21 protein-coding genes and 1 pseudogene are annotated in these 25,874 nt (G+C 73.1%); 8 read left to right on the top strand and 14 right to left on the bottom strand.

Translation table 11 applies throughout. From position 1 onward, the window contains the following. Nucleotides 1-74: 74 nt before the first annotated feature. From ACIGXP_RS13400 to ACIGXP_RS13365, 8 genes and pseudogenes are all read right to left on the bottom strand, one after another. Nucleotides 75-560 carry an ATP-binding cassette domain-containing protein gene (locus tag ACIGXP_RS13400; RefSeq protein WP_399767640.1) on the bottom strand — a complete coding sequence of 162 codons (486 nt, stop codon included), beginning with the start codon at nucleotides 558-560 and terminating at the stop codon, nucleotides 75-77. Then, nucleotides 541-1,737, bottom strand: a complete 1,197-nt coding sequence (locus tag ACIGXP_RS13395) for an ABC transporter transmembrane domain-containing protein (protein WP_399767637.1) — start codon at nucleotides 1,735-1,737, stop codon at nucleotides 541-543. The genes ACIGXP_RS13400 and ACIGXP_RS13395 overlap by 20 nt, the downstream gene beginning before the upstream one ends. Beyond that, nucleotides 1,734-3,479, bottom strand: coding sequence for a thiol reductant ABC exporter subunit CydD (gene cydD, locus ACIGXP_RS13390; protein ID WP_399767634.1), 1,746 nt, complete (start codon nucleotides 3,477-3,479; stop codon nucleotides 1,734-1,736). The genes ACIGXP_RS13395 and cydD overlap by 4 nt, the downstream gene beginning before the upstream one ends. Nucleotides 3,480-3,675: 196 nt before the next feature. Then, a pseudogene (locus ACIGXP_RS13385) lies at nucleotides 3,676-4,782 on the bottom strand (cytochrome ubiquinol oxidase subunit I); the annotation flags it as partial. A gap of 262 nt (nucleotides 4,783-5,044) precedes the next feature. Then, the gene (locus ACIGXP_RS13380) at nucleotides 5,045-7,231 is read right to left on the bottom strand and encodes an MMPL family transporter (protein ID WP_399767631.1); all 2,187 of its coding nucleotides are present in this window, start codon (nucleotides 7,229-7,231) and stop codon (nucleotides 5,045-5,047) included. 175 nt (nucleotides 7,232-7,406) lie between these two features. Next, nucleotides 7,407-8,060 (bottom strand): maleylpyruvate isomerase N-terminal domain-containing protein, encoded by a 654-nt coding sequence (locus tag ACIGXP_RS13375; protein WP_399767628.1) that lies wholly within the window; start codon nucleotides 8,058-8,060, stop codon nucleotides 7,407-7,409. A 50-nt stretch (nucleotides 8,061-8,110) separates the two neighbouring features. Next, nucleotides 8,111-8,476, bottom strand: a complete 366-nt coding sequence (locus tag ACIGXP_RS13370) for a 5-carboxymethyl-2-hydroxymuconate Delta-isomerase (RefSeq protein ID WP_399767625.1) — start codon at nucleotides 8,474-8,476, stop codon at nucleotides 8,111-8,113. Between the two features lie 94 nt (nucleotides 8,477-8,570). Then, on the bottom strand, nucleotides 8,571-9,443 hold the full coding sequence (locus ACIGXP_RS13365) for an SGNH/GDSL hydrolase family protein (protein ID WP_399767622.1): 873 nt from the start codon (nucleotides 9,441-9,443) through the stop codon (nucleotides 8,571-8,573). Nucleotides 9,444-9,764: 321 nt separating this feature from the next. Between ACIGXP_RS13365 and ACIGXP_RS13360 the strand changes: the two genes are divergently transcribed. Next, on the top strand, nucleotides 9,765-10,754 hold the full coding sequence (locus tag ACIGXP_RS13360; RefSeq protein WP_399767619.1) for an NAD-dependent epimerase/dehydratase family protein: 990 nt from the start codon (nucleotides 9,765-9,767) through the stop codon (nucleotides 10,752-10,754). Nucleotides 10,755-10,839: 85 nt separating this feature from the next. Further along, nucleotides 10,840-11,148 (top strand): hypothetical protein, encoded by a 309-nt coding sequence (locus tag ACIGXP_RS13355; RefSeq protein ID WP_363217827.1) that lies wholly within the window; start codon nucleotides 10,840-10,842, stop codon nucleotides 11,146-11,148. Between the two features lie 4 nt (nucleotides 11,149-11,152). Here the strand turns inward: ACIGXP_RS13355 and ACIGXP_RS13350 are convergent, their stop codons facing one another. Further along, nucleotides 11,153-12,265: a sensor histidine kinase gene (locus tag ACIGXP_RS13350; protein WP_399767616.1), complete on the bottom strand. Its 1,113-nt coding sequence runs from the start codon at nucleotides 12,263-12,265 to the stop codon at nucleotides 11,153-11,155. A 2-nt stretch (nucleotides 12,266-12,267) separates the two neighbouring features. Next, the gene (locus tag ACIGXP_RS13345; protein ID WP_399767613.1) at nucleotides 12,268-13,011 is read right to left on the bottom strand and encodes a response regulator transcription factor; all 744 of its coding nucleotides are present in this window, start codon (nucleotides 13,009-13,011) and stop codon (nucleotides 12,268-12,270) included. 111 nt (nucleotides 13,012-13,122) lie between these two features. On the opposite strand from ACIGXP_RS13345, the gene ACIGXP_RS13340 reads away from it, so the two are divergent. From ACIGXP_RS13340 to ACIGXP_RS13330, 3 genes are read left to right on the top strand one after another with little or no spacing between them, the layout of a single operon-like run. After that, nucleotides 13,123-13,815, top strand: a complete 693-nt coding sequence (locus ACIGXP_RS13340; protein ID WP_399767610.1) for a glycosyltransferase family 2 protein — start codon at nucleotides 13,123-13,125, stop codon at nucleotides 13,813-13,815. After that, a complete protein-coding gene (locus tag ACIGXP_RS13335; protein WP_399767607.1) occupies nucleotides 13,812-14,426 on the top strand; it encodes a DUF2064 domain-containing protein in 615 nt (204 codons plus the stop codon). The genes ACIGXP_RS13340 and ACIGXP_RS13335 overlap by 4 nt, the downstream gene beginning before the upstream one ends. After that, a complete protein-coding gene (locus ACIGXP_RS13330) occupies nucleotides 14,426-15,178 on the top strand; it encodes a class I SAM-dependent methyltransferase (protein ID WP_399767604.1) in 753 nt (250 codons plus the stop codon). Before ACIGXP_RS13335 ends, ACIGXP_RS13330 begins: the two co-directional genes overlap by 1 nt. Nucleotides 15,179-15,491: 313 nt before the next feature. On the opposite strand, the gene ACIGXP_RS13325 is transcribed toward ACIGXP_RS13330, so the two are convergent. Continuing rightward, the gene (locus tag ACIGXP_RS13325) at nucleotides 15,492-16,727 is read right to left on the bottom strand and encodes a molybdopterin-dependent oxidoreductase (RefSeq protein ID WP_399767601.1); all 1,236 of its coding nucleotides are present in this window, start codon (nucleotides 16,725-16,727) and stop codon (nucleotides 15,492-15,494) included. Between the two features lie 113 nt (nucleotides 16,728-16,840). Here ACIGXP_RS13325 and ACIGXP_RS13320 point away from each other — a divergent pair, with 113 nt between their 5' ends. After that, nucleotides 16,841-18,316 carry a hypothetical protein gene (locus ACIGXP_RS13320; RefSeq protein ID WP_399767598.1) on the top strand — a complete coding sequence of 492 codons (1,476 nt, stop codon included), beginning with the start codon at nucleotides 16,841-16,843 and terminating at the stop codon, nucleotides 18,314-18,316. Nucleotides 18,317-18,370: 54 nt separating this feature from the next. Here the strand turns inward: ACIGXP_RS13320 and ACIGXP_RS13315 are convergent, their stop codons facing one another. Next, the gene (locus ACIGXP_RS13315) at nucleotides 18,371-18,856 is read right to left on the bottom strand and encodes a DUF6083 domain-containing protein (RefSeq protein ID WP_399767595.1); all 486 of its coding nucleotides are present in this window, start codon (nucleotides 18,854-18,856) and stop codon (nucleotides 18,371-18,373) included. A gap of 392 nt (nucleotides 18,857-19,248) precedes the next feature. On the opposite strand from ACIGXP_RS13315, the gene ACIGXP_RS13310 reads away from it, so the two are divergent. After that, a complete protein-coding gene (locus ACIGXP_RS13310; protein ID WP_399767592.1) occupies nucleotides 19,249-22,461 on the top strand; it encodes an amidohydrolase family protein in 3,213 nt (1,070 codons plus the stop codon). Here ACIGXP_RS13310 and ACIGXP_RS13305 read toward each other — a convergent pair. Both ACIGXP_RS13305 and ACIGXP_RS13300 read right to left on the bottom strand, forming a co-directional pair. Next, nucleotides 22,413-22,856, bottom strand: coding sequence for a DNA-binding protein (locus ACIGXP_RS13305; protein WP_363218980.1), 444 nt, complete (start codon nucleotides 22,854-22,856; stop codon nucleotides 22,413-22,415). The genes ACIGXP_RS13310 and ACIGXP_RS13305 overlap by 49 nt on opposite strands. A 58-nt stretch (nucleotides 22,857-22,914) precedes the next feature. Further along, a complete protein-coding gene (locus tag ACIGXP_RS13300) occupies nucleotides 22,915-24,420 on the bottom strand; it encodes a long-chain fatty acid--CoA ligase (protein ID WP_399767589.1) in 1,506 nt (501 codons plus the stop codon). 180 nt (nucleotides 24,421-24,600) lie between these two features. Between ACIGXP_RS13300 and ACIGXP_RS13295 the strand changes: the two genes are divergently transcribed. Then, a complete protein-coding gene (locus tag ACIGXP_RS13295; protein ID WP_399767586.1) occupies nucleotides 24,601-25,767 on the top strand; it encodes a PucR family transcriptional regulator in 1,167 nt (388 codons plus the stop codon). The last annotated feature ends 107 nt before the right edge of the window (nucleotides 25,768-25,874 follow it).

Genomic DNA, 25,874 nt, shown 5'->3' with positions numbered 1-25,874 from the left:
ACACGGATATTCCTGCGCCGTCGGCATTCCGCCCGAACTCCCCCGGCCACTCATGGGTGATGTTCATGTCCGGATCACAGGGTCACGATGGCGTCGGCCGCTTCCAGGCCCGCCCGTTCGTGGGTGACGAGGAGTGTGGTGCGGCCGCGGGTGGCGTCGAGGATGTCGGCGAGTACGGCGGCCGCTGTGTCCGGGTCCAGCCCCTCGGTGGGTTCGTCGAGGACCAGGACCGGAGGGTCGGCGAGCAGTGCCCGGGCCAGCAGGAGGCGCTGTCGCTGGCCGCCCGACATCGTCGCGCCGTCTGCGCCGAGCAGGGTGTCCCAGCCGTCGGGCAGGGACTCGATCCAGTCCATGAGCCGGGCCCTGGTCGCGGCCTCGCGCAGTTCCGCGTCCGTGGCTCCGGGGCGGGCCGGCAGCAGGTTGGCGCGGATCGTGGTCTGGAAGACATGCGCGTCCTGGGTCATCCCGGTGATGACCCGGCGCACGTCGGCGCCCGCGTACTCGCGCAGTTCGCGCCCGCCGAGGCGGATACTGCCGGTCTCATAGGGCACGAACCGCATGAGCGCCGCGATCAGCGTCGACTTGCCGGACCCGCTGGCGCCGACGAGCACGACCGGGCGGCAGGCTCAGGCTCACCCCCTGCAGGGCCGGGGGCCCGCCGGGGCGGTGCCGTACGCACAGGTCGGTGATCTCCACGCCGAGCGGCTCACCGGCCGGGAGCGGGGCCGGAGCGGACGGGTCGGTGACGGGGTGTGGTGTGTCGAGGAGGTCGGCCAACCGGCGCGCCGACACCCGTACTTCGGCGAGGCGCCGGGCAGCGGCCGGCAGCGGCGCCAGGGCCTCGAAGGAGACCAGTGCGAGGACCGCGAGCACGGTGAGGTGCACGGCGGGCAGCGCGCCGGCAGCGTGGGCGCGCAGCGCCGGCCAGGTGACGCCGACCGTCGCCGCACCCTGGAGCAGCAGCACCACGGCCGAGGCGAGGGAGGTGGTCAGGGCCTTGTGGCGCTCCAAGGCGGCGATCCGGGCGGAGGTGCCGTGGATCCGCTCGTGGAACCGGTCCAGGGCCCCGTAGGCGGCGAGGTCCGCGGCTCCTCGGGTCATGTCCACACAGGCTGCGGCGAGTTCGGCGCGGGCTGCTTTCCCGGCGTGGCCCGCGTGCCAGGGCAGCAGCAGTACGAGGGCGGGCACGAGGAGCCCCGCCATGAGCAGGAGCGAACCGAGCACGAGGCCGGCCTGCGGCAGCAGCGCCGCGGCCACTGCGGTCGCCGTCGCGGTGACCGCGCAGGCGGCCACGGTCGGCAGGAGAACGCGCAGCAGCAGATCCTGCGCGGCGTCGACATCGTCGACGAGGCGGGTCAGCAGGTCACCGCTGCGGAAGGCGGCGGCACCCGCCGGGGCGAGCGGCCCCAGAGCCTCGTACACCCGGGTGCGGAAGCCCGCGACCGCGCGCAGCGCGGCGTCGTGGCCGAGGAGCCGTTCGGTGTAGCGGAGCGCCCCCCGCCCGAGCGCCAGGGCGCGTACGGCGACGATGGCGACGGTGACCGAGGCGAGCGGCGGCTGCTGGGCGGCCCGGGTGATCAGCCAGGCGGCGGTCGCCGTCAGCGCGGCTGCGGCCAGTTCGCTGCCGGCCGAGGCCAGCGCGGCGGGCAGCAGGCGGCGCCCGTACGGGAGGAGGTGGTGCAGGAGGCGGAGAGTGGGCCGGGGTGTGGCGGTGGTGCGTTCGGCATGGTGGGTCATGAGGCGAGCAGCCCTTCGGCGGGCGCGGATGCGGGGTCGGGCAGGGCGAGGGTGCCTGCTCGTACGGCGATGATCCGGTCGGCGTGCGGCAGCAGGCTGGTGCGGTGGGCGACCACGATCGAGGTGCGGCCGCGCATGAGGGCGACCGTGGCCTGGGTGACGGCGGCCTCGCTCGCGGGATCGAGGTGCGCGGTCGGTTCGTCGAGGAGCAGGACCGGAGCGTCCTTGAGGAAGACGCGGGCCAGGGCGATGCGTTGGCGCTGGCCCGCGGAGAGCCCGGCGCCGTGTTCGCCGAGCACGGTGTCGTACGACTTGGGGAGCTCCTCGATGAAACGGTCGGCGAAGGCGGCGCGGGCGGCCTCCCGGACCTCGGCGTCGCTCGCGTCCGGGCGCCCGAGGCGGATGTTGTCCGCGACGGACGCCGCGAACAGATGCGGGCTCTGCGGCACCCAGGCCACCTGGGCGCGCCACTCGTCGGGGTCCAGGTCCGCTAGGTCGGTGCCGCCCACCACGACCCGTCCGGAGGCGGGGGTCACGAAGCCGAGGAGCAGCGTCAGCAGGGTGGACTTGCCCGCGCCGCTCGGTCCGATCAGGGCCACGTGCTCGCCGGGTCGGACACAGAGGGAGACGTCCTTGACGGCGGGCTCGGCCCGGCCGGGGTAGTGGACCGTGACCGCGTCGAGGCACAGGCGCGCTGTGCGCGGGTCCGCTGCCAGGACGGTGCCGGGACCCGCTGCCGGGGCAGTGCGCGGGTCCGCTGCCAGGGCGGTGCGGCTCGGGGCTGCCGTGGGCGTGTCCGCGCCGTCCAGGACGGTGAAGACCCGCTCGGCCACCGCCACGCCCTCGGCGCTGTGGTGGAAGGCCCCGCCCAGGGCTCGCAACGGCTGACAGGCTTCAGGGGCGAGGAACAGGACGGTCAGGGCCGTACGCAGGTCCGTCCCGCCGCCGAGCAGCCGCAGCCCGACCGGTACGGCCACGAGCGCCACGGAGAGCGTGGCGACGGTCTCCAGGACGAAGGACGACAGGAACGCCACGCGCAGCGTCCGCATGGTGGCCCGCCGGTGTGCGTCCGCCATCTCGGCCACGACGCGGGTCTGGTGCCGCTCGCGGCCGAACGCGCGCAGGGTCGGCAGTCCGGCCACCACGTCGAGGAAGTGACCGCCCAGCCGGGCGAGCAACCGCCACTGCCGTGCGGTGCGGCGTGCGGTGTGCATGCCGACCAGTGCGCCGAACACGGGGATCAGCGGCAGCGTCACGAGCAGGATCAGCGCCGAGGTCCAGTCCGTCCACAGCAGCCAGGCGACGATGGTGAGGGGTACCACCGCCGTGGCCGCCATGGTGGGCAGACAGCCGGTCACGTAGGGGTCCAGGGCGTCGAGGCCGCGGGTGAGCAGCGTGGCCGTCTCGCCGTGGCGGTGGTCGGCAGCCCGCAGGGGTCCGGCGTGCCGCAGCCGGTCGGTGATCCGGTCCCGCAGGGCGCGTTTGGCGTCGGCGGCGGCTCGCTGGGCGAGCACCCCCCGGACCCAGGTCAGCAAGGCGCGTCCCATCATGACGGCACCCAGCGCGGCCACCGGCCCCATCCGGAGCCGGTGCCCGGCGAAGCCGTCGGCGAGCACCGTCGCCAGCAGGGCGGCCTGCGCGACGACGAGTCCGGGGCCGAGCAGGGCGGACGCCGCCGAACACGTCAGGTGGCGGCGCAGCAGCGCAAGTTCCCGTATCAGACGGCGTTCGACCGGCTTCATCCTTCGAGTCCTCTCGTCCTTCGCGCGCCTCGGAAGCGATCGAGCTCAAGCAGAAGTGGGTGGCTTTGAGTAGCTGTGGGCTCGGAAGTGGCCGGGGCTCAGAAGTAGTTGGGAGGGCGGCGGCCGTCCGGCCCCGGAAGGCCCACCAGCTCCCTGCCTGGTACGCGAGGATCACCGGGACCAGTACGATCCCGAACGCGGTCAGGATCTTCAGCGTGGCGGCGTCCGTGACCGCCTCCTGCACCGACAGTCCCGAACCCGGCGCAGTGGTCAGGACGTACGGATAGTGCCCGGCACCCACGAGCGGCACGGGCAGCATCACCGCGCAGCAGGTGGCCGTGAAGGCACGGGCGCGGTGTCCTCGGGAGAGACACCAGTTCGTCAGCGCCAGCGCGAGGAAGACGGTGATGAACACCGAGCAGGACACGGCCAGTGAGGTCCTGCCGACCTGGGAAACGGCGTCCTCGACCTTCAACTGACCGTAGATCAACCAGGGTTGGCGTCCGACCTCACGGAAGATCCAGCCGCCCGCCGACGCGACGAAGGGGAGCGGAATCATGGCCGTCATCAGGTGGGCGAGGGAGCGCCGGCGCACCAGCCGGTCCTTCCACAGCAGGAAGACGGCGATGAACGTGACGGTGGAGACGGTGTTGCCGATGATCGTCATGGTGTCCATCGCGATCCGCAGCCAGTCGTGCGGCGGCACATAGTCGCCCGGCCCGTGTTCCTTGACGAGCTGGGCCTGCAGTGGTCCGACACCGCTGCCGTCCAGGGCGGCCAGCTTCATGGGCTGGGTCCGACGGAGCAGCGGGATCTGCAGGTTGCCGACGATGACGACGAAGAACGAGGCGAGCATGCTCACCCAGACCCCCAGCCGCAACGAGCCGCGGAAGTGAGCGCTGTCCTCGGTGCGCCGGGCGAGATGATGGGCGCTGAGACCGGCGACGAAGACACCGCCCGTCGTCAGCGCGGCCAGCGTGACGTGACCGAGCGCGAACAGGGCGCTGGGGTTGGTGAGCAGCTCGCCGAGGTCGGTCAAGTACGCGGCGCCACCACGCAGTTCGTAACCGACGGGGTGCTGCATGAAGCCGTTGGCGATGAGGATCCAGTAACCGGAGGCGTACGCGGTCAGGGCGACCAGCCAGATGAGGGTGACGTGCACGCCCCTGCGCAGGCGGCCCCAGCCGAAGATCCACATGCCGAGGAAGGTGGACTCGGCGAAGAAGGCGATGAGGGTTTCGAGGGCGAGCGGGGCGCCGAAGACATCGGTGCAGACCGCCGTCGGCCCTCCTGGCGAGCGCATGACGACTCGCCGGCTGACCGAGTCGGGGGCCGAAGGGCACCTCGCCGGACTCCGGGCAGGGTGCCCCCGGCTCTCTGCGGTGCGTGTGGCCGCCGGGCCGCTCATCTCGCGGCCCGGCGGCGGGGTCCTGCCGGACTGTGATGGCCTGGCAGGACCCCGTGTCGAGCTGTCGGCGGGCTAGGGTGTGTCGTTTGGATCATCCCGGCGTCGCGGGGTCTGCCGGCACCGCTCGTCACGGCCGGCCTGATCCAAACGACACCCCCTAGTTGCGGCGTCCCGCCGGATCGTGGGCCACGGCGTCCCGGTCGCTGCCGGGTGCCGGTACGGAACCATGTGCTCCGGCGCCGGTCACCGTCGCCTCGGCCCGGTCGCCGTGCCCCGGCCACCACGCGGCGTGGCCGATCAGCGCGGTGAGGCTCGGGGTGAAGAACATCGCCATCACGAAGGCGGCGACCGCGATGCCGAAGGACACCGCGAAACCCATCTCCGTGAGCAGCGAGTTGCCCGCCAGCATCATCGTGGCGAAGGTCGCCGCCAGGATGAAGCCGGCCGCGGCGACGGTCGGCCCGGCGTGCCGCAGCGCCATGCCGGCCGCCTCACGCGGCTCGCGGCCCTCTCGGGCCTCCTCGCGGAGCCGGGCGATCATGAGGATGTTGTAGTCGGTGCCGATGGCGACCACGAACAGATACATGATCACCGGGAGCATGAACATCAGCCCCGGGTGTCCCTGTCCCTTCTGGAAGATCCACACGGTGGCGCCGAGGGTGGCTCCGAAGCCGAGACCCACCGAGGCCATCAGATACCAGGGGGCGACCACGCTGCGCAGCAGCAGGCCCAGGATGACCATGATGAGCACGGCGGCCACCGGGAAGACGGTCCGGTAGTCGTGGTTGACCGCGGCGTTGATGTCCTTGTAGATCGAGGACATGCCACCGACGACCGCGTCGGTGCCGTCAGGCGCGTCGGAGTGGGCGACGTCGCGCACCCGGCCCACGGCGTCGATCGCCTTGTCCGTCGACGCCTCGTACTTGAGCGTGACGGTGAAGTCGGCGGTGGTGCCGTTCTTGTTGAGCTGGGTCATACGGGCGCTGGCGACACCGTCCACGGCCCCGAGCTTCTGTGCGTACGCGTCGAAGCCGGACTTGTCCAGCGGCTTTCCGTCGGTGCTGGACAGGTAGACGTCGGTGGGTGCCGCGGCGCCCGCCGAGTAGGCCTTCTGCATCTGGTCCTGGACGACCATGGACTCCTTGGTCTTGGGCATCGAGCCCGAGGCCAGGTCGAACGTGGCATGGAAGCTGAGGATGCCGAGCGACAGTGCGACGAGGGCGAGACCGGACACCGCGGCGGTGAGTGCCGGTCGGCGCTGCACACCCCGGCCGAGTGCGGCGAACCGGGCGTTCTCCGGCTCCTTCTGCCAGGACTTGGAGGGCCAGAAGACCTTCGGCCCGATGAGCGAGACCACGGCCGGGATCAGCGTCAGGCCCGCGACCAGTGTGGCGGCGACCGCGATGGCGAGCGCCGGGCCCATCTGCTTGAGGAAGCCCAGCGTGGAGAGCACCAGCGCGAGGAAGGCGATGATGACGGCGCCGGCGGCGGATGCGATGGCCTCGCCGACCCGGTCGACCGCGTTGATCATGGCCTGCTTGGGCTCGTCCCCCGCGCGCAGCCGTTCGCGGTAACGGAACATCAGGAACAGGAAGTAGTCCGTGCCCACGCCGAACAGCACGACGATCAGGATCGACGAGATCGAGCTGTTGGCCTGCAGGTCGAACAGCTTCGTGGCGTACGCGATCAGGCCGTTGGCGACGGCCGACACCAGGCCGATCAGCACCAGGGGCAGTACGGCGAGGATGGGCGCCCGGAAGATGATCAGCAGGGTCACCAGGATGATCACGAAGGTGCCGATGCCGATCAGCGCGTCTCCGCGTTTGGAGGAGTCCTGCTGGTCGAGGGCCTGCGCGGCGGAGCCGCCGAGCTTGACGTCGAGATGCGTGCCCTTGGCCAGCGCCTTCACGTCGTCGCGCAACACCTTGGCCGCGTCCGCCTGTTTGGGCTGGCCGGCGTTCTTGCTGTCCATCTGGACCAGGGTCATGGCATACCTGCCGTCCTTGGACGGCGGGCCGGGGACGACCTTCTGCACCTGGTCGATGTGTTTCTTGCCCAGTTCGGTGGTGATCCGGGTGATGTCCTGCTTGTCGGCGGCGGTCAGCCTGCCGCCGTCCGTGCGCTGGTACAGCGCTATCGCGGACGGGGTGAAGGCGCTGGGGAACGCCTTCTGCTGCAGGTCCGCCGCTTTGATGGATTCATAACTCTTGGGTAGGAAGCTGCTCTCGTCGCTGTTCGAGGGCAGACTTGGCGCGGTGGCGACGATCGCCACCGCGGCGATCAGCCATGCCACGATCGTCCACACGGGATGTCGGACGACGGTGTTGCCAATACGTCGGAACATGCGGAAGGTCCTCCTGGACAGGAAGATCACCGCAGCCCGGGGAGCGGTCCCTGGCATCGGCGACCCCGAACGGCACCTGGGTGGCGGGCCGTTCGAATGGTTGTCTTGAGGCCATATGGTAGTGGCCGGATAAGAAGATCATCTCATGAGGCCCTCGGTCGCTCGGACGGGCCGTTCAGCCGAGGACGAACGGGAGTCGGGCGGCGAGGTCACCCAACGCGGTCCGCTCCGCGTCGGTCGGCGTACGGCGTCCGGTGCCGAGGAGCAGCGCGTCCTGGTCGGAGAACGAGGCGGGGAACGAGGTCCCGGCGATCTTCTCCAGCGACGCGCGCGCCGCCGCGAGGGTTGCGGCCGGCGGCTCGGGGGCCGACGGCAGCTGGGCGATCAGGTCGAGATGGTGCAGGGTCCACTCGACGACGTACGCGGACAGGTAGTCACCGACGGTCAGCACCTCGTCGCGGGTGCTGACGCGGAGGGCCGGATCGGCGAGCCGGGCGGCGCGGGCCGCCGCGGAACCGACGTCGTCCAGGTGGAACTTCAGCAACCGTGGTTCGCCGTATGCGGCGGCCAGCCGGGGGATCAGCGCATCGAGCGGGTCCTCGCCGGTCGGGGGCTCCACCAGCTTCCAGTAGGTGACCGCGTCCACGGTCGGTTCGGTGTCGGCGGGCGTGGCGAGGGTGATCAGGACGTCCTGGGCGTCGATGACCAGGTGGCACACCAGGTCCCGTACCAGCCAGCCGGCACAGTCGGACGGCTGCTGGAAGTCCTCGTCCGGGAGTTCGGCGACCGCGGTGAGCAATGCCGCCCAAGAGCGTGAGAAGAGGTCCACCGCGGCACGGTAGTGCGGGAGCGGAGGGGCGGACAAACGAATTCGGACGCTCACCGCACGGAGGGCGACAGCCGGTAGGAGCCGGCGAGGTCCCGCACCTCCACCGAGACGACCGCCTGCTCCTCCAGGCCGTCGGCCGCCGGCAGATGCTTGGCGAGCAGCGCGAGTACGCTCTCGGACAGATGGGCCTTCTGCGCCTCGGGACGGCCGGGCATGAGGCCGATCTCCACGTGTACGAAGGCGGTCTGTGCGCTCGCTCTGTTCCCGACGTACGTCGCCACCGGACGGACCAGCGTCTTGCAGACGCCGGACGTGCCGGATTCCTCGGCCACGAGCGGATGCAGCTCCTTCACCAGGGCGCCGGCGTCGAAGGTTTCGGCCAGGTGGGAGGAGTAGTCGATGGTGAGGTGCGGCATGAAGGACCTTTCCCCGGTGCCCGTAGTTTCACTAGGCAACTATTTTCCCTCATGCCGCCAGGGGCCTTTCACCGCACCCCTCCCCCGGCTCCGGTCAGCCGAGGCCGAGCACGCTCATCGTGCGCTCGGCCATGCGCTGTTCGCCCAGCGCGTTGGGATGCACCGGGACGATGTTCTGCCCGAACAGGAGCGGCTCGATCCACCGGGTTTCGACGGCCTGACACGCGTCGTGGCCCTCGGAGACCTGCGCGAAGTCGACGTACGTGGCCCCGGTCTCCGCGGCCGCGCGCTGTACGACGTTGTTGAGATGGGCCTGCAGGGCGTGCAGGTACGGCACGTCGCCGGAGGCGACCGGCAGTTGGGCGAAGCAGGACGGGTCGGCCTTGGCCGGGGTGATCCACGGGTAGCCGAGCACCGCGACCCGCGCGTCCGGCGCCTTGGCCCGGACGCTGCGCAGCGCGCTCTTCAGCGCGGGGTAGGTGTTCGCGTCGATGGCGTCGTCGAACGAGCTGCCGTAGGTGTCCTTGCAGGGGCTGCCCTGGCCCCCGCTGAGGATCCCCGCGGCGCCGCAGGCGAGCATGGCGCCGACGAAGGTGTTGTTGTCGTTGCCGCCGATCGTCAGCGTCACCAGGTCGGTGTCCGCGGTGACCGCGTCCGCCTGCGGGGCGACACCGGGGTACTGGGACCGGGTGAAGTCCTTGGTCTGGGCGGCGCCACAGGTGACGTCCGTGAGCCGGGCGCCCGTGCGGGCGGCGATGACGTGGGGGTAGTTGGCCGTGGAGCGCAGGCAGATGAGGTTGCCGGCGTCGACGGGCAGGACCCCCGAGGCGGCGCTGTAACTGTCGCCGAGGGCGGCGTAGTTCAGGGTGGTCGTGGCGTGCGCGGGGACGGCGGTGACGCCGAGGGCCAGGGCACCGGCGAGTGCGGAGGTCACGGCGATGGCACGGCGCAGGGCAGGCAGGGGCATGGCTCCCTCTTCTCGGGGGTGGGGACTCGGAGCACAGCAGGCGGGCATGGGGGTGCCCGGGCGTGTGCTGATGCGCGAGAATGCGGCGGCTCAGAAAAGGTGGGCGTACCGGCCGTCGGGACGTGGGCGCGTGTGCGCACGCACGGCGAGGGCCGCGAAGTGGGGGTTCGCGGGATTACCGCTGGGTGCTACCGATAGGTAATGTGCGGCTGCGGCAGCACCGAGTCAACGTTGTTGACAGGAATTCTTGAAACCTTACGGAGTCGTGACGCGGCGGCCGTGTCCCGCGGTCGTGGTGGCGTGCGCGTCTAGCGTGGCCGTATGCGTGTACTGGTCACCGGCGGTGCCGGGTTCATCGGGTCACATGTCGTCGAGGCGCTGCGGGCGAACGGGCACGAGCCGCTCGTGTACGACGTCCGGGCCGATCCGGACGCCGACGTGCGCGATCGCGCGGCGGTCGCCCGCGCCCTGTCCGGCGTGGACGCGGTCTGCCACCAGGCGGCCATGGTGGGCCTCGGCAACGGCGTCACGGACGCGGCCGAGTACGTCTCCCGCAACGACCTGGGCACCGCCGTCCTGCTCGCCGCGATGGCCGAGGCGGGCGTGGGGCGGCTGGTGCTGGCCGGGTCGATGGTGGTGTACGGAGAGGGACGCTACGACTGTCCCGCGCACGGCGTCGTACGCCCCGGGCCGCGGGCCGCGGCCGACCTGGAGGCGGGCCGCTTCGAACCGCGCTGCCCCCGGTGCGGCGCACCGCTCAGCCCCGGCCTGGTCACCGAGGACGCCCCGCCCGACCCGCGCAACGTCTACGCCGCGACCAAGCTCGCCCAGGAGCACCTGTCGGCCGCCTGGGCCCGCGCCACGGGCGGTACGGCGATCTCGTTGCGCTACCACAACGTGTACGGCCCCCGGATGCCCCGCGACACCCCGTACGCCGGCGTCGCCTCCTTCTTCCGCTCGGCGCTCGAACGCGGCGCTGCTCCGCGGGTGTTCGAGGACGGCCGGCAACGGAGGGACTTCGTCCACGTACGGGACGTGGCCGCGGCCAACGTCATCGCGCTGGAGGCCGCGCCGCGCCCCGGAACGCTCACGGCGTACAACACCGGCAGCGGCGAGCCGCACACGGTCGGCGACCTGGCCCGCGCCCTGTCAGCCGCTCACGGCGGCCCGGAGCCGGTCGTCACCGGCGAGTACCGCCTGGGCGACGTCCGCCACATCACGGCGGACTCCTCCCGGCTGCGCGCGGAACTCGGCTGGAAGCCGGAGGTGGGCTTCGCGGAGGGAATGCGGGAGTTCACGCGAACGCACTGAGCGTGTCCGCCCCCACAGGACGGCGTCGCCGTCGATCATGGCGTTACTTCGGGGAAATCCACATGAACCAGTCGAAAGGACAGCCATGTTGCGACGGACTCTGAGACCAACCCGCGCGCAGGTCGCGGCGCTGCTCACCGCACCGGTGCTCGGCCTGGGCCTCCTCGCCCCGTCGGCCTCCGCAGACACCCCGCCGCCCGGCCAGAAGCTCAGCAGCAGTGACGTCATCGGCAGGGTCTGCCGGCACGCGGGCGCGGACGACGACGGGGAGGGCTCCGGCCTGTCCTGCGAGAAGGACATCGCACCCCTGCTCTCCCGCATGATCGGCCCTGGGAGCGGGATCACCTGCCGGAACGAGTCCGCGACCGACATCGTCTGCCGCCCGGACAAGTGACCGTTCACGCCTCCGCCGTCGGCAGGGTCACCTCGAAGCGGCAGCCGCCCGGGATGTTGCGGACGGTCGCCCGGCCCTGATGGGCCTCGACGATGCCCCGTACGATCGCGAGCCCCAACCCCGCCCCGGCAGGCGGGGTCCGGGCGTCGGTGCCGCGCCAGCCGGTGTCGAAGACGCGGGGCAGGTCCTCCTCCGGGATGCCGCCGCAGCCGTCCGTCACCGACAGCACCACACCGTCCGGCGCCCGTTCGGCGGCGATCGCGACCGTGCCGTCGGCCGGGGTACGGCGGATGGCGTTCACCAGCAGGTTCCCCAGCACGCGGCTCATCTCCTTGCCGTCCACCTCCACCGGCACGGGTTCGACGCGGTCGCCCACCAGCCGCACCCCGTGTTCCCGGGCGAGCGGGTCGGCTCCCGCCATCGCGTCGCCGACCAGGTCGTACAGGGATATCCGGGAGGGGCTCAGCGGGAGGGTGCCCGCGTGGATGCGGGAGAGTTCGAAGAGGTCGCCGACCATGTCGTTGAGCCGTTCGACCTCGGTGCGGATCTGCTTGAGGTAGCGGCCGGGGTCGGCGGCCACGCCGTCCTCCAGCGCCTCCGCCATCGCGCGCAGTCCGGCCAGCGGGGTGCGCAGGTCGTGCGAGATCCAGGCGACCAGCTCGCGCCGGGACTTCTCCAACGCCCGCTCCCGTTCGCGGGATTCGGCGAGCCGGGCACTGGTGGCGGCCAACTCACGGCTGAGGGCGTCCAGTTCGGCGGTGGCCGGGCCGTGCGGGGCGGCGAAGGCACCGGCGTCACCGAAGGAGCGGGCGGCGTCGGCGAGTTCGCGGCTGCGGGCGACGACCCAGCGGCCCAGCAGCAGTGCGGTGGCCAGGGACACCACGGCCGCCATCGCGACAACGGTGGTGACCACGGTCAGGTCGTGCGAGGAGAGGAACATCGCCCAGGCGACGGCGAGCGTGCCGGCGAGCATCGCGACGACGCCGACCGCCGCGACCACGGCGAGGGAGGCGGTCAGCGAGCGGCGCCGGAGCAGGCGCAGCGCACCGGCTCCCGCGGCTCCCGCGGCCGCGGCGCCGGCGAAGGCGTAGAGGGCGATGAGGAGGGTGTCGCGCATGGTCAGTGCACCGCCTCGCCGGTGTCGAGGCCGGGCTCGAAGCGATAGCCCACGCCCCACACGGTCTGGATCAGGCGGGGCCGGGCCGGGTCGTCCTCGACCTTGCCGCGCAGTCGGCGGACGTGGACGGTGACGGTCGACAGGTCGCCGAAGTCCCAGCCCCAGACCTCGCGCATCAGGTCCTCGCGGCTGTAGACCCGGCCGGGGTGCCGCAGGAAGAACGCGAGCAGGTCGAACTCCCGGAGTGTGAGGGCGAGTTCGGTGCCGTTCTTGGTGGCCCTGCGGGCGTCGGGGTCGACGGAGAGTCCGGCCGCGGCCAGCCGGCGCCCGGTGGTGACGGGGCGGCTGCGGCGCAGCACGGACTCCACGCGCAGGACCAGTTCGCGGGGGCTGAAGGGCTTGGTGACGTAGTCGTCGGCGCCGACCTCCAGGCCCAGGATGCGGTCGTCCTCGTCACCGCGGGCGGTGAGCATGATGACCGGGACGGGACCCCGGTCCCGCATCCGCCGGCACACCTCCAGGCCGTCCATGCCGGGCAGCATCAGGTCGAGCACCACCAGGTCGGGCCGGTGCGCCGCGGCACGGGTGAGGGCGGTCGGGCCGTCGTCGGCGCGGTCGACCGCGTAGCCGGCGCGGTGCAGATATCCGGTGACGACCTCGGCGACGGTCGGATCGTCGTCCACGACCAGGATCCGGGCCGCCTCGCCTGCGGCTTCGGTCCCGTGGGACTCGTAGGGCGGTTGCATGCCTCCAGCCTCGCACCACCCGGTGCCCGCCGCCGGGCCGCGGGCCGGGCGTCCGCGTTTCGTAAGGACCTTGAGTCCGATATGCCCGATTGGCGTTCGTAGGGTGAAACCGTGACGACCACTTCCACGGACGTCGACGTGGTGCTGCCCTGCCTGGACGAGGCCGAGGCCCTGCCCTGGGTGCTCGGCCGGATCCCGGCCGGCTGGCGCGCCCTCGTCGTCGACAACGGTTCCACCGACGGCTCACCCGACCTCGCCCGCGCGCTCGGCGCGACGGTGGTGCACGAGCCGCGGCGCGGCTTCGGCGCCGCCTGCCATACCGGCCTGACCGCGGCCACGAGCGACATCGTCTGCTTCTGCGACTGCGACGCCTCGCTCGACCCCGCGCTGCTCGTGCCCTTCGTGCGGGAGATCCGGGAGGGCGCGGCCGACCTGGTGCTCGGCCGGCGGCGGCCGGAGGGCCGGGGTGCCTGGCCCGCACACGCCCGTGCGGGCAACCTGGCGCTGGCGCGGATGCTGCGCCGCCGCACCGGGCTGCGCCTGCACGACCTGGGCCCGTTGCGCGCCGCCCGCCGCGAGCCGCTGCTCGCGCTCGGCCTCACCGACCGGCGCAGCGGCTATCCGCTGCAGATGGTCGTCCGCGCGGCCGACGCGGGCTGGCGCATCACCGAGCACGACGTGCCCTACCGGCCGCGGAGCGGCGCCTCCAAGGTGACGGGCACCTGGCGCGGCACCTGGCAGGCGGTGCGGGACATGAGCCGCGTGCTGGCCGAGGCACCGGCCGACGGGAGGGTCGTACGGTGACCACGCTTCTCGTCATCGCCAAGCAGCCGCTGCCGGGCCGGGTCAAGACCCGGCTCACCCCGCCGTTCACCCCGCAGCAGGCGGCCCAGCTTGCGGAGGCGGCGCTCGCGGACACCCTGCACGCCGTCGCGGCGACGCCCGCGACGCGCCGGGTCATCGTGCTGGACGGGGCGCCGGGGCCATGGCTGCCGCCCGGCTTCGAGGTGCTGCCCCAGTGCGCGGGCGGCTTGGACGAGCGGCTGGCGGACGCCTTCGCACACTGCTCGGGCCCGGCGCTGCTCATCGGCATGGACACCCCGCAGGTGACGCCGGAGCTGCTCACCGTGGACTTCGAGGGCTGCGACGCGTATCTCGGCCCGGCGGAGGACGGCGGCTTCTGGGCGATCGGCCTGGCCGAGCCGGCTCCGGCGCTGCTGCGGGGCGTGCCCATGTCGACACCCGAGACCGGGGCCGTGCAGCGGCAACGCCTGCTGGCCGCCGGGTTGCGGGTGCGCGAGCTGCCGCGGCTGCGGGACGTCGACACCGCCGCCGACGCCCACGCCGTCGCCGTGCTGGCCCCGCACGGCCGGTTCGCGGCGCGGCTGGCCCGCTGTACGTCGGCCGTCCGGTGATGGGCGGCTCTGTCGCCTGGGCGGCCGCCGACCCCTACACGGCCGCACTGCGCACCGGCCGCGGCCCGCTGTTCCTGCGCCGCGCCGACGGCTGGCTGCTGCCACTGGAGGTGGAGCGCTGGTGCGCCCGCGCGGACGCCGTGGACCGGGCGGTACTGGACCGCTGCGAGGGCGCCGTTCTGGACGTCGGCTGCGGTCCTGGCCGGCTGGTGGCGGAGCTGGCCGCCCGGGGCCGTACCGTGCTCGGCATCGACGTCAGCGAGGCCGCAGTCGACCACACCGTCCGGCTCGGGGGGCAGGCGCTGCGGCGCTCGGTGTTCGACGGGCTGCCGGGCGAGGGCCGCTGGGACACCGTGCTGCTCATGGACGGCAACATCGGCATCGGCGGGGAACCGTCGGTCCTGCTGGAGCGGGTGGCGACGCTGCTGCGCCCGGGCGGTCTGCTGATCGCCGAGACGGTGCCGGGACACGTCGACGAACGCGCCCGGGTGCAGGTGGTCGACACCATCGGCGCCGCCCGGCCCCAAGGTGCGCCGTTTCCGTGGGCGCGCCTCGGCACCCCGGCCCTGCTGCGCTACGCGCGCAGGGCCGGCTGGCGGTCCGTCGCTCAGTGGGGCGCGGGGGGCCGCTGCTTCGCCGCCCTGCGCACCCGCCATCCCCACACCAGCGCCGAGCCGCCGAAGAGAACGGCGGTGATCAGCAGCCAGCGGGTGAGGAAGCCGTCCGGGGACAGGCCGGTGGCCGACCGGTAACGCCGCTGCGCCATGCCGCTGATCAGCGGGAACCACACCAGCAGGAGCAGCCCGGACAGCATCGCCGGGACGCGCACGTACAGCGTCCGGTCGCGCCGTCCGGCCGCTCCGAGAGCGCGTACGGCCGCCCGGTCGGCCGCCGTGTACAGCGGCAGCAGCACGAGGTCGTGCAGCAGTGCGGCGCCCACGATCCACAGCGCCACGCCGAACCAGTCACCGGCGAACAGCCGGAGCCCGGCGTACGCGGCGAGCGCGAACGAGCAGGCGAGCAAGAGCAGCTGGAGGGGACTGCCAAGACGTACGCGACGGCGCATCACAGGTCTCCGAAGGTCAGCCGGGCCACCCACTTGGTGTTGAGCACACCGGGTGCCGCGGGGACGATGATCCGCGCCGGGCGGCCGTGGTCGGGGGACAGTTCCTCGCCGTTGACGTACAGGGCGAGCAGGGAGCGCCCGTCCGCCACCTGGTTGGCGCGCAGGGCGGCGCGGCGGAAGGCCCCGTGGCGTTGCAGGGACTCCACGAGCACGTCCGGCGGGTCGCCGTCGTACCCGACGAGCGCCGCGAGGTCGCGCAGCCGCACCCCGCGCCACCACTGGTCGGCGGTCGACCAGCCCTCCACGCAGGCGATGGGCAACGACGCGCTGTGCTGCGGCAGTCGGAGCAGCTCGGCACGGCTGAGCCGGACGGTTCCGGTGCGCCCGGTGACGACGAGCCGCCAGGCATCCTCGTGGGTGTCGGCCGCCGTGATGCCGGCGTAGGCGGCGGTCTTGTTGATCTGGAATCCGTTCGGGCCGCCGCCGGGATCGGCCGTGCCGTGCGGAGCGAGCAGGGCCGTACGGCGCAAGGGTCCGCCGAGACTCTGCCCGACCGTGGTCAGGAACAGCAGCAGGGATCCGCCGCCGACCAGCCACAGGGCGCCGCGCCGGGAGACGGTGGGCGCCGTGGGACGCGGGGAGACCAGGTCGCTGGGCTCGTGCTGCCGGCGCCCGCGTACGGTGCGGACCGCTGCCGGTGTCTTGAGTGCGGCGTGGGCCACGAACGCGGCGAAGAACACCCATGCCCCGTAGAAGTGCAGCGGGTAGAAGGAGCCGGGGAAGACATAGTCCAGCTGGACGTTGAGGACCCCTGTGGTGAACTCGAACAGTCCTCCGCCGACCAGCAGCACCAGGGAGATCCGCTCCAGCGCGTGCGCGAGGGAGCGGGCCGGAGGCAGCGTGAACAGCCTCGGCACCACCGACCACAGTTTGGCCAGCAGGACGGGAATGAGGGTGATGCCGAGCGTCACATGGACGCCCTGGGTGAGCCGGTACAGCCACACCGGGTCGGTGGGCCAGGCGAAGAGGTAGAAGCCCAGGACGCCCTTGTCCGGGGTCGTGTCGTTCACCCGGGACAGGTCCGGGTTGTAGGCGGCGTACGACACCAGTCCTGTCACGAACAGCACGGTGATGCCGATGAGCAGGACGAGGCCGAGCACCGAGGTGAACCAGGGGCCGCGCAGCGGGCTGCGCCAGAAGCCGGGGGAAGTGGGAAGCCGGGGATGGTCGCGCATGTCCCGACCGTAGGCCGGGGCACCCCCGGAAACGGGTCCACGACCGGTGACGAAACGCTGACGTCCTGCCTGGCGGGCGGCCGGTCGGCGGTGCCCCGGCCTAGCGTTCCGGTGTGACTCGATCTCTCCGCCGTGACCTGTACGCCGCCGGTGCCGCCGTCTTGCTCGTGACGGCGGCCGTCCTGATCGGCCGGCACCTCCAGGACACCCGCCACACACTGTTCGTGCACTGGCCGCCGGTGTTCGCCGAGTGGGAGCCGCACGTCGGCCCCGGAACCCCGGCGGCCCTGGCGGTGGCGGCGGCCACCGCGGCGTACGGGCCCGGCGTCGCGGCCCGTCTGTCCTGGCGGGCGCTCCTCGCGGTGGCCTGGACGGCCGCCCTGGCCTGGATCCTGGCCCTCGCCCTGGTCGACGGCTGGCACCAGGGCGTCGCGGTGCGGCTGACCACCCGCGAGGAGTACCTCCGGGTCATCGGCCGCTTCCAGGACATCCCGGCGACCCTGCGCGACTTCACCCACCACATCGTCAGCGGCTCCCCTGCCCCCTGGCCCGCCCATGTCGCCGGCCATCCGCCGGGCGCCACGCTCACCTTCGTGCTGCTGGACCGGATCGGGCTGCGGGGCGGTGGCTGGGCCGGGATGTGGTGCATCGCCATCGGTGCGACGGGATGCGTGGCCGTGCTGATCGCGCTCCGCGCGCTGGCCGGCGAGACCCTCGCGCGCTGGGCCGCGCCGTTCCTGGTGCTCGCCCCGGCCGCGGTGTGGCAGGGCACGTCGGCCGACGGCTACTTCGCGGCCGTCGCCGCCTGGTCCCTGGCACTGCTCGCCCTGGCACTGACGCGGCGGTCCCACGGTTGCGCGGCGGCGTCGGGCCTTCTGTTCGGGCTGACCTGCTATCTCTCCTACGGCCTTGCGCTCGTCGCGCTGATCGGCGCGGCGGTGCTCGCGCTCGCTCGCTCCGGCCTGCGCGCACGCCCCGCCCTGCTGCTGTCCCTGCTCGCCGGACTGGCCGTGTGCCCCGTGGTGTTCACCCTCGCCGGCTTCGACTGGTGGACTGCCTACCACCTTCTCGTCACCCGCTACTACCAGGGCGTCGGCGGCATCCGCCCCTACGGCTACTGGGTGTGGGCCAACCTCGCCTGCACCGCCCTCATCACCGGCCCGGCCACGGCGGCGGCCCTGAGCAGGACGACGGCGGCACTGCTGCCCGGGGCCGGCGTCCGACGCCCGGCGACACTGCTCGCCAGGACCGGCTCCCGGCATCCGGCGGCGCCGCTCCCCGGTACCGGCTCCATCCACCCCGCGCCACGCCCCACGATCAGCAGCCGCCCCCCGACGGCGCAGCTCCCCGCGGCCGGCCGCCGGCTCTCCGCGGAGGCGCGCCTGGCGCTCCTCGTCTCCGCCGCGCTGCTCGCCCTGCTGGTCGCCGACCTGTCCGGCATGAGCAAGGCGGAGACGGAACGCATCTGGCTGCCCTTCGCCCTGTGGCTCCTGCCGGCCTGTGCGCTCCTCCCCCGCCCCCGAGCCTGGCTCACCGCCCAGGCCGTACTGGCCCTGCTCCTCAACCACCTGCTGGTGACGGGCTGGTGAGGCCGACGCTCCAGATGACCGGCCCGTTCCCCACCGCCGTCCCCGCCGTCGGCCTCAGCCGGCATCCGGCAGTGCCGTCGGACCGCCCTCCTCGTCCGCTCTCCGCCGTGCCCGGTGGGCGTTCTCCGCCCGGACCGCGGTCAGCCACCGCCAGGGCCGGATCTCGTCCAGGCTGAGCCCCGGACACGCCAGGTGGTGCGGGATGCGGCACCGGGCGCCGGTCAGGGGCTCCTCGAAGCCGCCGTTCCAGGCGACTCCGTTGCTGTCGATGTGCCAGCGGTGCCCGCCCGGAACCAGGTGCGCGGGCAGTACGAGGCCGGGTTCGAGGAGTACGTGCTGCCCCGTGTAGGTGGGGCGCCGTTCTCCGGCGAGCCCGCAGTGCGGGCAGTGCGGCGGGCTGGGCGGTTCCGGGCCGGTGGCTCCGTCGAGGGCCGCCTGGGCGCGGTCCGTGTTCTCCCATGAGCGTGGCGCGCCGCCGGGCGGCCGCCCCTGCTCGTCGTGACCGGCCAACGGGATGATGCTGTCGTCGTATGCCCCCATGTACGCCAGCATTCCCGTCCGGACGACATCCCAGGAGGGCGCGACGAGGGCGCACCGGGAGCAGGCCGGCTGCCAGACCCGCCGAGGACTACGACCACCGCCTCGGCCGCACGGTGAACACCCTCGCGCGCCTGCCTGCCCGCCGCCGGACGGTCCGTCAGTCCCAGTTCGGCGCAGATGAGTTCCGCGGCATCCGCCGAGCACCGCACCGAGGACGGGCGCCGCCGGCCGTCCCCGTGCACCCGCTCCGGGTGACCCGGCGTGACCGCCGTACGGTCCGGGCGTTGCGCTGGGTGTGGGAGGGGCCGCTGTGGCCGGAATCGCGTACTGGTGCCGGGCGTACCGCTGCCGCTTCGCTGAACCGAAACGGCACGAAGAACAGGGGACAGGGCATGGACTTCGGCAGCGTCGATCGGCGCAGTTTTCTGGGGACGGCCGCGGCAGGGCTGGTCACCGCCGTCTCCTCGCGGCCGACGGCGGCACCCGGAGTGCCGGACGCGTCCCGTGCGCAGGCCGGCCGAGCCGAGCGGCTCCTCACCTACACGCGGATGACCGGGGGTTCGGTCACTTCCGGCCGGGCCGGCGCGTTGATCGCCGAGGTGCAGGGGGTGTTGTGGCGGATTCCCCGGGACGGCGGAACGGCCGTACAGGTGACGGGCTGGGAGCTGGAGGCGACGCGTCCCGCGCTGTCCCCCGACGGGGAGACCCTGGCCGTGTGCGGGTATCGCGGGGGTGGCTTCCATCTGTGGACGCTGCGGCCGGACGGCGGCGGGCTGCGGCAGGTGACGGACGGACCCTGGGACGACCGCGGTGTGGCCTGGTCGCCGGACGGCACCCGGCTGGCCTTCTCCTCCGAACGCGGCGGCGACGCCACGGCGGGCGCCTCCTACGGACTGTGCGTGCTGGGCGTGACCGACGGCCGACCGCGCCGGCTCACCGGCGGGGCCTACGAGGACTTCGATCCGGCCTGGTCGGCGGACGGGCGGTCGCTGGTGTGCGTGCGCGCCGCCCACACGCCGGGCGGCGGCAACGACGGCGGTCTGTCGCTGGTCCGGGTACCGGTCGCGGGCGGCCCGGCCCGGGTGCTGCGCACGGTGACCGGGGGCCGGCTGCTGTGCCCGTCGGTGTCGCCCTCGGGGCGGATCGCGTATGTGCAGCTGACCGGCGCGGCCTCCGCGGGGCTGCCGGCCGACGCGGCGCTGCTGATGGTCGACGGAGAGGTCGTCACGGCGGACGAGGACCTGGCGGCCGCTCCGCCGTGCTGGCTGAACGAGGACGAGCTGCTGTACGTCGGTGACGGCCGGATCCGTGTCCGCTCGCTCGCCGACTCCTCCGTGCGGGAGGTGCCCTTCACCGCCCACATGCCGGTGCCCGGTCCGTCCCGGAAGCGCCCACGGCGTCCGCTCGTACCGGAGCGGCCGAACCCGGTGCGCGGTGTGCACCGGCCGGCCCTGTCCCCCGACGGCCGCAGCGTGGCCTTCGTCGCGCTGAACGCCCTGTGGCTGATGCCGGTCGGCGGCGCTCCGCGCAAGCTGCTCCAGGCGGCCGACGTCCACCTGGTGCAGATGCCGGCGTGGGCGCCGGACGGGCGCAGCCTGCTGTACTGCACCGACCAGGACGGGCTGGTGGCCGTACGCCGCCGTCACCTGGACAGCGGCGCCGACGAGCCGTTGACCGAGGGCGGCCGGCTGTATCCGGCACTGTCCCCGGACGGCTCCCGCCTGGCCTGCCAGGACCTGACCGGGAACCTGCTGCTGCGCACCCTGGCCACCGGCAGTGAGCAGCAGCTGGCCAAGCCGCTGGCCACCGACGGGCCGCCCGGCGCCCCCACCTGGTCGCCCGACGGCCGGTACATGGCCTTCTGCGACCGCAACCGGCTCAACCAGCGGTTCCGCGAGGGATACAACCTCATCCGCGTCATCGACACCCGCACCGGCGGCGAACGCCGGTACCTGCCCGCCGAGCACCAGTCGCTGTCCGACCGGGTGGCCTGTGGGCCGGTGTGGTCCCCCGACGGCCGCTGGATGGCGCTGGTGGCCGAGTCGGCGCTGTGGCTGCTGCCCGTGACGGCCGACGGCACACCGGCCGGTCCTGCACGCCGGCTCACCGACGAGCCGGCCGACCACCCCAGCTGGTCCGCGGACTCCGGCACGCTCCTCTACCTCTCCGACGGCCGGCTGCGCCGCCTCTCCCTGCCCACCGCCCGGGCGCGCACCCTCCCGCTCCGCCTCACCACCGGGCGCGCCGCGAGCGACGGGGCCGGGCCGCTGCGGATCCACGCCGGTCAGCTGTGGGACGCCACCGGCGCGCCGCCGCGGCACGACGTCGACATCCTCGTCACCGGCAAGCGGATCACCGCCGTCGAGCCGCACCGGGCCCGCCGCCCCGGACACCGCACCCTGGACGCCTCGGACCGGACCGTCCTGCCCGGCCTGTTCGACAGCCACACCCACCCCTATTCCGCGACCTACGGCGCCCGTCAGAGCCTCACCGCGCTCGCGTACGGCATCACGACCACGGCCTGTCTCGGCGCTCCGCTCTATGACGCGGTACGGCTGCGCGAGGCGGCCGGGGCGGGGGAACTGCTCGGGCCGCGGCAGCTCGCCTGCGCGGAACTCATCGACGGCGCGCGCACCGCGTACAGCATGGGGCGCGCCCACCGCACCGGGGAGGGGGTCCGGCGCACGCTCCGGCGTGCCACCGCTCTGGACGTCGACTTCGTCAAGACGTATGTGCGCGCCCCGGGCGGGGTCATGGCCGAGGCGGCAGAGGCCGCCCACGCGCTGGGGGTGCCCAGCGGCAGCCATCTGTGCGCACCGGGCCGGGCGGCGGGCCAGGACCTGACGACCCATCTGCAGGCCACCCAGCGCCTGGAGTACGGGCATGCCGTCACCCCGCTCGGCCGGGTGGGCCAGGATCTGGTGCAGCAGTACGCCGACGGCTCCTTCGCCCTGATCATCACGCCGTTCAGCGCGCAGATCCTGCTCGCCGCCGACCCCTGGCTGGCCGAGGATCCACGCGTGACGCGTCTCATGCCGCCCTGGGACGTCGCCGTCGTCCGCCGGCACGCCCGGACCGCGCCCACCGACGCGCAACGGCGCGCCCTCACCACCGAGATGGCCGGCTACCGGCAGCTGGCGACGCACGGCGCCCGCATCGCCCTGGGTACCGATGCTCCCCTGGTCCCGGTCGGTCTCTCCCTGCACCTTGCGCTGCGCGCCCTGCACGCCCACGGCTTCACGCCGGCCGAGGTCCTGCACAGCGCGACCACCGTGCCGGCCCGTCTCTTCGGCCTCGACGCCGACCTCGGCACCGTGCAGGAGGGCAGGATCGCCGATTTGACGGTCGTCGACGGCGACCCCTTCTCCGACTTCGGCACCCTGGTCGACATCCCGGTCGTGGTACGTGAGGGGGTTCCCCACACGCAGGGCGACCTGACGTCCGCGCACCCGCAGGACGGGGCGGCAGGTCAGGAGCCTCCCCGCGGCATGACGTGGCTCGAGGTGGCCGGTCACTTCCGGCGGGGCTCGTGCTGCCATCCCGGCACGGACGGCGCTCAGGCGGATTCCTCCTCGGTGGCGATGCGGCCGGCCAGTCGTTCGTAGCGCTGCCGGGCGGCCTGCGGAGTGCCGAGTCCGAGGCCGAAGGCGATCTCGGGCCAGGTCATGCCCCGGCCCCGCGCCATCTGGAGGAGTCCCGCCTCCAGTTCGTCCAGTTCCGCGCGCACCAGCGGGACGAGGGTGAGCGCGGCCGTGATGTCGGCGTGGTCCACCTCCGGCTCGCCGTCCTCGCGCAGCGCGGCCCCGCTGAGCAGGAAGGTGACGAGCCTGACGGCTTCGTGCGGCGCGAGGAGCGACGGGTTCGTCTGCCGCCGCCGTTGCTCCTCCGTGGCCGCATGCCGCTCGGCGATGCGGAACAGCGAGGCGTACACCCGTTGGGCACGGGCCTGCTCCGGCTGCGGAGGCGTGAAGGGATCGGTGTGGTCGCTGGTCGATGACATGCCATCAGGATCCGACCACACACGACATGACGTCAACGGAATATTGTGAACGAGTTGTTCACCCCTCTTGGGCGGAGAGCGGCGCGGTGATCTCCCGCTTGAGGATCTTGCCGCTCGGGCCCAGCGGCAGGGCGTCCGTCAGCCACAGCCGGCGCGGGTACTTGTAGGCCGCGACCCGGTCCCGGACGAAGCGCTGCAGTTCCTCGGTGCCGGCCTGGGCTCCGGGCCGCAGCACGACCGCGGCGGCCACCTCCTCGCCGAGCCGCTCGTCGGGCACCCCGAGGACCGCGGCGAGGGCGACGGCGGGATGCTCGTGCAGCACCTCCTCGATCTCGCGCGGGTAGACGTTGTAGCCACCGCGGATGATCATGTCCTTCTTCCGGTCGACGATGAACAGGTAGCCGTCCTCGTCCTGGCGGGCCAGGTCCCCGGTGCGCAGCCAGCCGTCGGGGATGGCAGCGACCGTCTCCTCGGGGCGGTGCCAGTACTCCTTCATCAGGTTGGGCCCGCGCACGACCAGTTCACCGACCTCTCCCGGTACGACGTCCCGGCCGGCGTCGTCGAGCAGCCGGACCTCGACGTCGCGGATGGGTGTGCCGATGGAGCCGGGCTTGCGCGGGCGGTCGGGGTGGTTGAAGGAGACGACCGGGCTGGTCTCGGACATGCCGAAGCCTTCCAGCACCATGCAGCCGAAGCGCCCCTCGAACCCGTGCAGGATCTCCACCGGCAGGGACGCGCCGCCCGAAATGCACATGCGCAGACTGGACACGTCCGCCGCGGCGGCGCCCGGGTGCTGGAGCAGCGCCGCGTACATGGTGGGGACGCCCTCGAACACGGTCGCCCGGTCACGGGCGATGGCATCGAGCACCGTCTGCGGCTCGAAGCGCGGGACGAGCGTGAGGGACGCGCCGCTGCGGACGGCGACGTTCATGGTGCAGGTCTGCCCGAAGATGTGGAACAGCGGCAGGCAGCCGACGATCACGTCGTCGGAGGTCAGCCGCTGGACCTCGGCGACATTGACCTCGGTGTTGTGGCGGAGTCCGGCGTGGGTGAGCGCGGCGCCCTTGGGCCGGCCGGTGGTGCCCGAGGTGTACAGCAGTACCGCGATGTCGTCGCCGGCGGCGGCGGTCACCTCGTACCGCGGTTCCAGCCGTGCCAGTTCGGTGGCGAACGCGCCCGGTTCGACCACCAGGCGCCGTACACCGGCGGCGTCCGCCCCGGCTGCCCCCTCACCGGGCGCGAGGTGCCACTCGAAGAGCAGGACGGCGCCGGAGTCCCGCAGGTGGTACTCGGTCTCGCGCTCCTTCAGCAGCGGGTTCAGCGGCACCACGATGCCGCCGGCGCGCAGGACCGCGTAGTACAGGACGACGAACTCGGGCACGTTCGGAAGCATCAGCGCGACCCGGTCGCCGGTGCGCAGGCCCTCCGTGCGCAGCAGCGCGGCGGCCTGGGCGCTCAGCCGGTCAAGATCGGCGTAGGTGGTGGTCGCCGTCCCGAGCCGCAGCGCCGGGCTTCCGGGCAGCCGCCGCGCCGTCTCCACCAGGAATTCCGCCAGATTGGCCATGATGCCTCCTCGCACACATGCGCTCACCGCGCTCGTCGGGGTCCCGCCCCCGACGCGGGGTCCCGCCCCAACGCTCACGGCATGGTCGCCCGCACGGTCGCGGGGGTCCATGGCGACGCCCACAGTTCCCTCCTGGCCGAGTTGTTCCTGGGAACAAACCGACCCCCGTACGCTGCGGACATGGGTCTGCAGAATGTGGTCGCCGCGTTGCGCGTGCGCCTTCCGGAGCTGGGCGAGCTGATGACCGAGCGCATCCGTGCGGAGGTCGAGTCGTACGCCGACGACTCGCTCATCCCCTTCGCGTCGCTCAGGGAGTCCTGCGCGGGCAACGCCGATCTGCTCCTCGGCCGTTTCGCCCACGGCGCCGAACCCGACGTGGGGGCCGCGCAGCAGACCGGCCGGCTGCGTGCCGAACAGGGTGTGCCGCTCGCGGACACGCTGCACGCCTACCGGGTCGGATTCGAGCTGCTCTGGTCGGAGATGGTCGACGAGGCGCGGCGGCACCCGGAGGTGACGGACGCCGAACTGGTGGCCGGTTCCTCGGAGATCTGGGCCCTGTTCGGCCGGTACGCGGAGGCCGTGGCGGCCGCCTACCGTGAGGCCAGTGCGGAGCTGGCGCTGCAGCGCGAGGCGCGCCGCTCGGCTTTGGCCGAGGCGCTGTTCACGGGCGCCCTCGCGGATCGTACGACGCCGTGGGAGGCGGCCCGGCAGCTCGGTCTGCCGGAGCGCGGCCCGTACACGGTCGTGGCCGCGGCGGTGCCGGATCCCGGCCAGGAGCCGCTGCCCGGCATCGAGGCGGCGCTGCGCCGCTCCGGGGTGCCGTCAGTGTGGCGGCTGCTGCCGGACCAGCAGATCGGGCTGGTCTCGCTCGCGCACCGGGACGCGGAGAAGGTGAGCCTGCGGGCGCTGCGGCGACGGCGGGCGCGGGTCGGCGTCAGTCCCCGGTTCGACTCGTTGCGGGACACTCCGCAGGCATTGCGTTTCGCCCGGCTGGCACTGGCCGGACTGCCCGCCGACGGGCCGGGGGTCGCCCGGTTCGACGACAGCCCGCTGGCGATGCTGATGGCCGCGGCGCCCGCTGAGGCCAGCCGGCTGACGGAGGTCGCCCTGGGTCCGCTCCTCGACCTGCCGGAGGCGGAGCGGACACGGCTGCTGCGGACGCTGGGGCACTGGTTCGGTGCGGGAGGGGTGGCCGCCGAGGCCGCCGAGCGGCTCTTCGTCCACCCGAACACCGTGCGCTACCGGCTGCGGCGCATCGAGGAGTTGACCGGTCGCTCGCTGTCCGACCCGATCGCCCTCGCCGACCTGGGTGCCGCGCTGTACGCCCTGCGGCTGCTGCCTTCCTGAACAGTCGGCTGCGGTGCTCGGCGGTCCGTCGCCGTGAGTCGGTTTCCCCGGCGCTCCCGCCTCCCGCGTGGCATTGGCGCCGTCTGGCTACCGGGACCCGTACCCGA

Origin of the sequence: Streptomyces sp. NPDC053069 (genome assembly GCF_044546895.1) — a bacterium.
Lineage (GTDB): Bacteria > Actinomycetota > Actinomycetes > Streptomycetales > Streptomycetaceae > Streptomyces.
Note: the sequence above shows the minus strand (reverse complement) of the source record. Positions and strands in the feature narration are given on the sequence as shown.

Bases quoted from the DNA above. Each gene is read 5' to 3' on its own strand.
- ACIGXP_RS13380 (WP_399767631.1), bottom strand. From the start codon at position 7,231: ATGTTCCGACGTATTGGCAACACCGTCGTCCGACATCCCGTGTGGACG.
- ACIGXP_RS13370 (WP_399767625.1), bottom strand. From the start codon at position 8,476: ATGCCGCACCTCACCATCGACTACTCCTCCCACCTGGCCGAAACCTTC.
- ACIGXP_RS13330 (WP_399767604.1), top strand. From the start codon at position 14,426: ATGGGCGGCTCTGTCGCCTGGGCGGCCGCCGACCCCTACACGGCCGCA.
- ACIGXP_RS13295 (WP_399767586.1), top strand. From the start codon at position 24,601: ATGGGTCTGCAGAATGTGGTCGCCGCGTTGCGCGTGCGCCTTCCGGAG.
- ACIGXP_RS13315 (WP_399767595.1), bottom strand. From the start codon at position 18,856: ATGGGGGCATACGACGACAGCATCATCCCGTTGGCCGGTCACGACGAG.
- ACIGXP_RS13395 (WP_399767637.1), bottom strand. From the start codon at position 1,737: ATGACCCACCATGCCGAACGCACCACCGCCACACCCCGGCCCACTCTC.
- ACIGXP_RS13400 (WP_399767640.1), bottom strand. From the start codon at position 560: ATGCGGTTCGTGCCCTATGAGACCGGCAGTATCCGCCTCGGCGGGCGC.
- ACIGXP_RS13345 (WP_399767613.1), bottom strand. From the start codon at position 13,011: ATGCAACCGCCCTACGAGTCCCACGGGACCGAAGCCGCAGGCGAGGCG.
- ACIGXP_RS13350 (WP_399767616.1), bottom strand. From the start codon at position 12,265: ATGCGCGACACCCTCCTCATCGCCCTCTACGCCTTCGCCGGCGCCGCG.
- ACIGXP_RS13365 (WP_399767622.1), bottom strand. From the start codon at position 9,443: ATGCCCCTGCCTGCCCTGCGCCGTGCCATCGCCGTGACCTCCGCACTC.
- ACIGXP_RS13310 (WP_399767592.1), top strand. From the start codon at position 19,249: ATGGACTTCGGCAGCGTCGATCGGCGCAGTTTTCTGGGGACGGCCGCG.
- ACIGXP_RS13355 (WP_363217827.1), top strand. From the start codon at position 10,840: ATGTTGCGACGGACTCTGAGACCAACCCGCGCGCAGGTCGCGGCGCTG.
- ACIGXP_RS13305 (WP_363218980.1), bottom strand. From the start codon at position 22,856: ATGTCATCGACCAGCGACCACACCGATCCCTTCACGCCTCCGCAGCCG.
- cydD (WP_399767634.1), bottom strand. From the start codon at position 3,479: ATGAAGCCGGTCGAACGCCGTCTGATACGGGAACTTGCGCTGCTGCGC.
- ACIGXP_RS13300 (WP_399767589.1), bottom strand. From the start codon at position 24,420: ATGGCCAATCTGGCGGAATTCCTGGTGGAGACGGCGCGGCGGCTGCCC.
- ACIGXP_RS13325 (WP_399767601.1), bottom strand. From the start codon at position 16,727: ATGCGCGACCATCCCCGGCTTCCCACTTCCCCCGGCTTCTGGCGCAGC.
- ACIGXP_RS13360 (WP_399767619.1), top strand. From the start codon at position 9,765: ATGCGTGTACTGGTCACCGGCGGTGCCGGGTTCATCGGGTCACATGTC.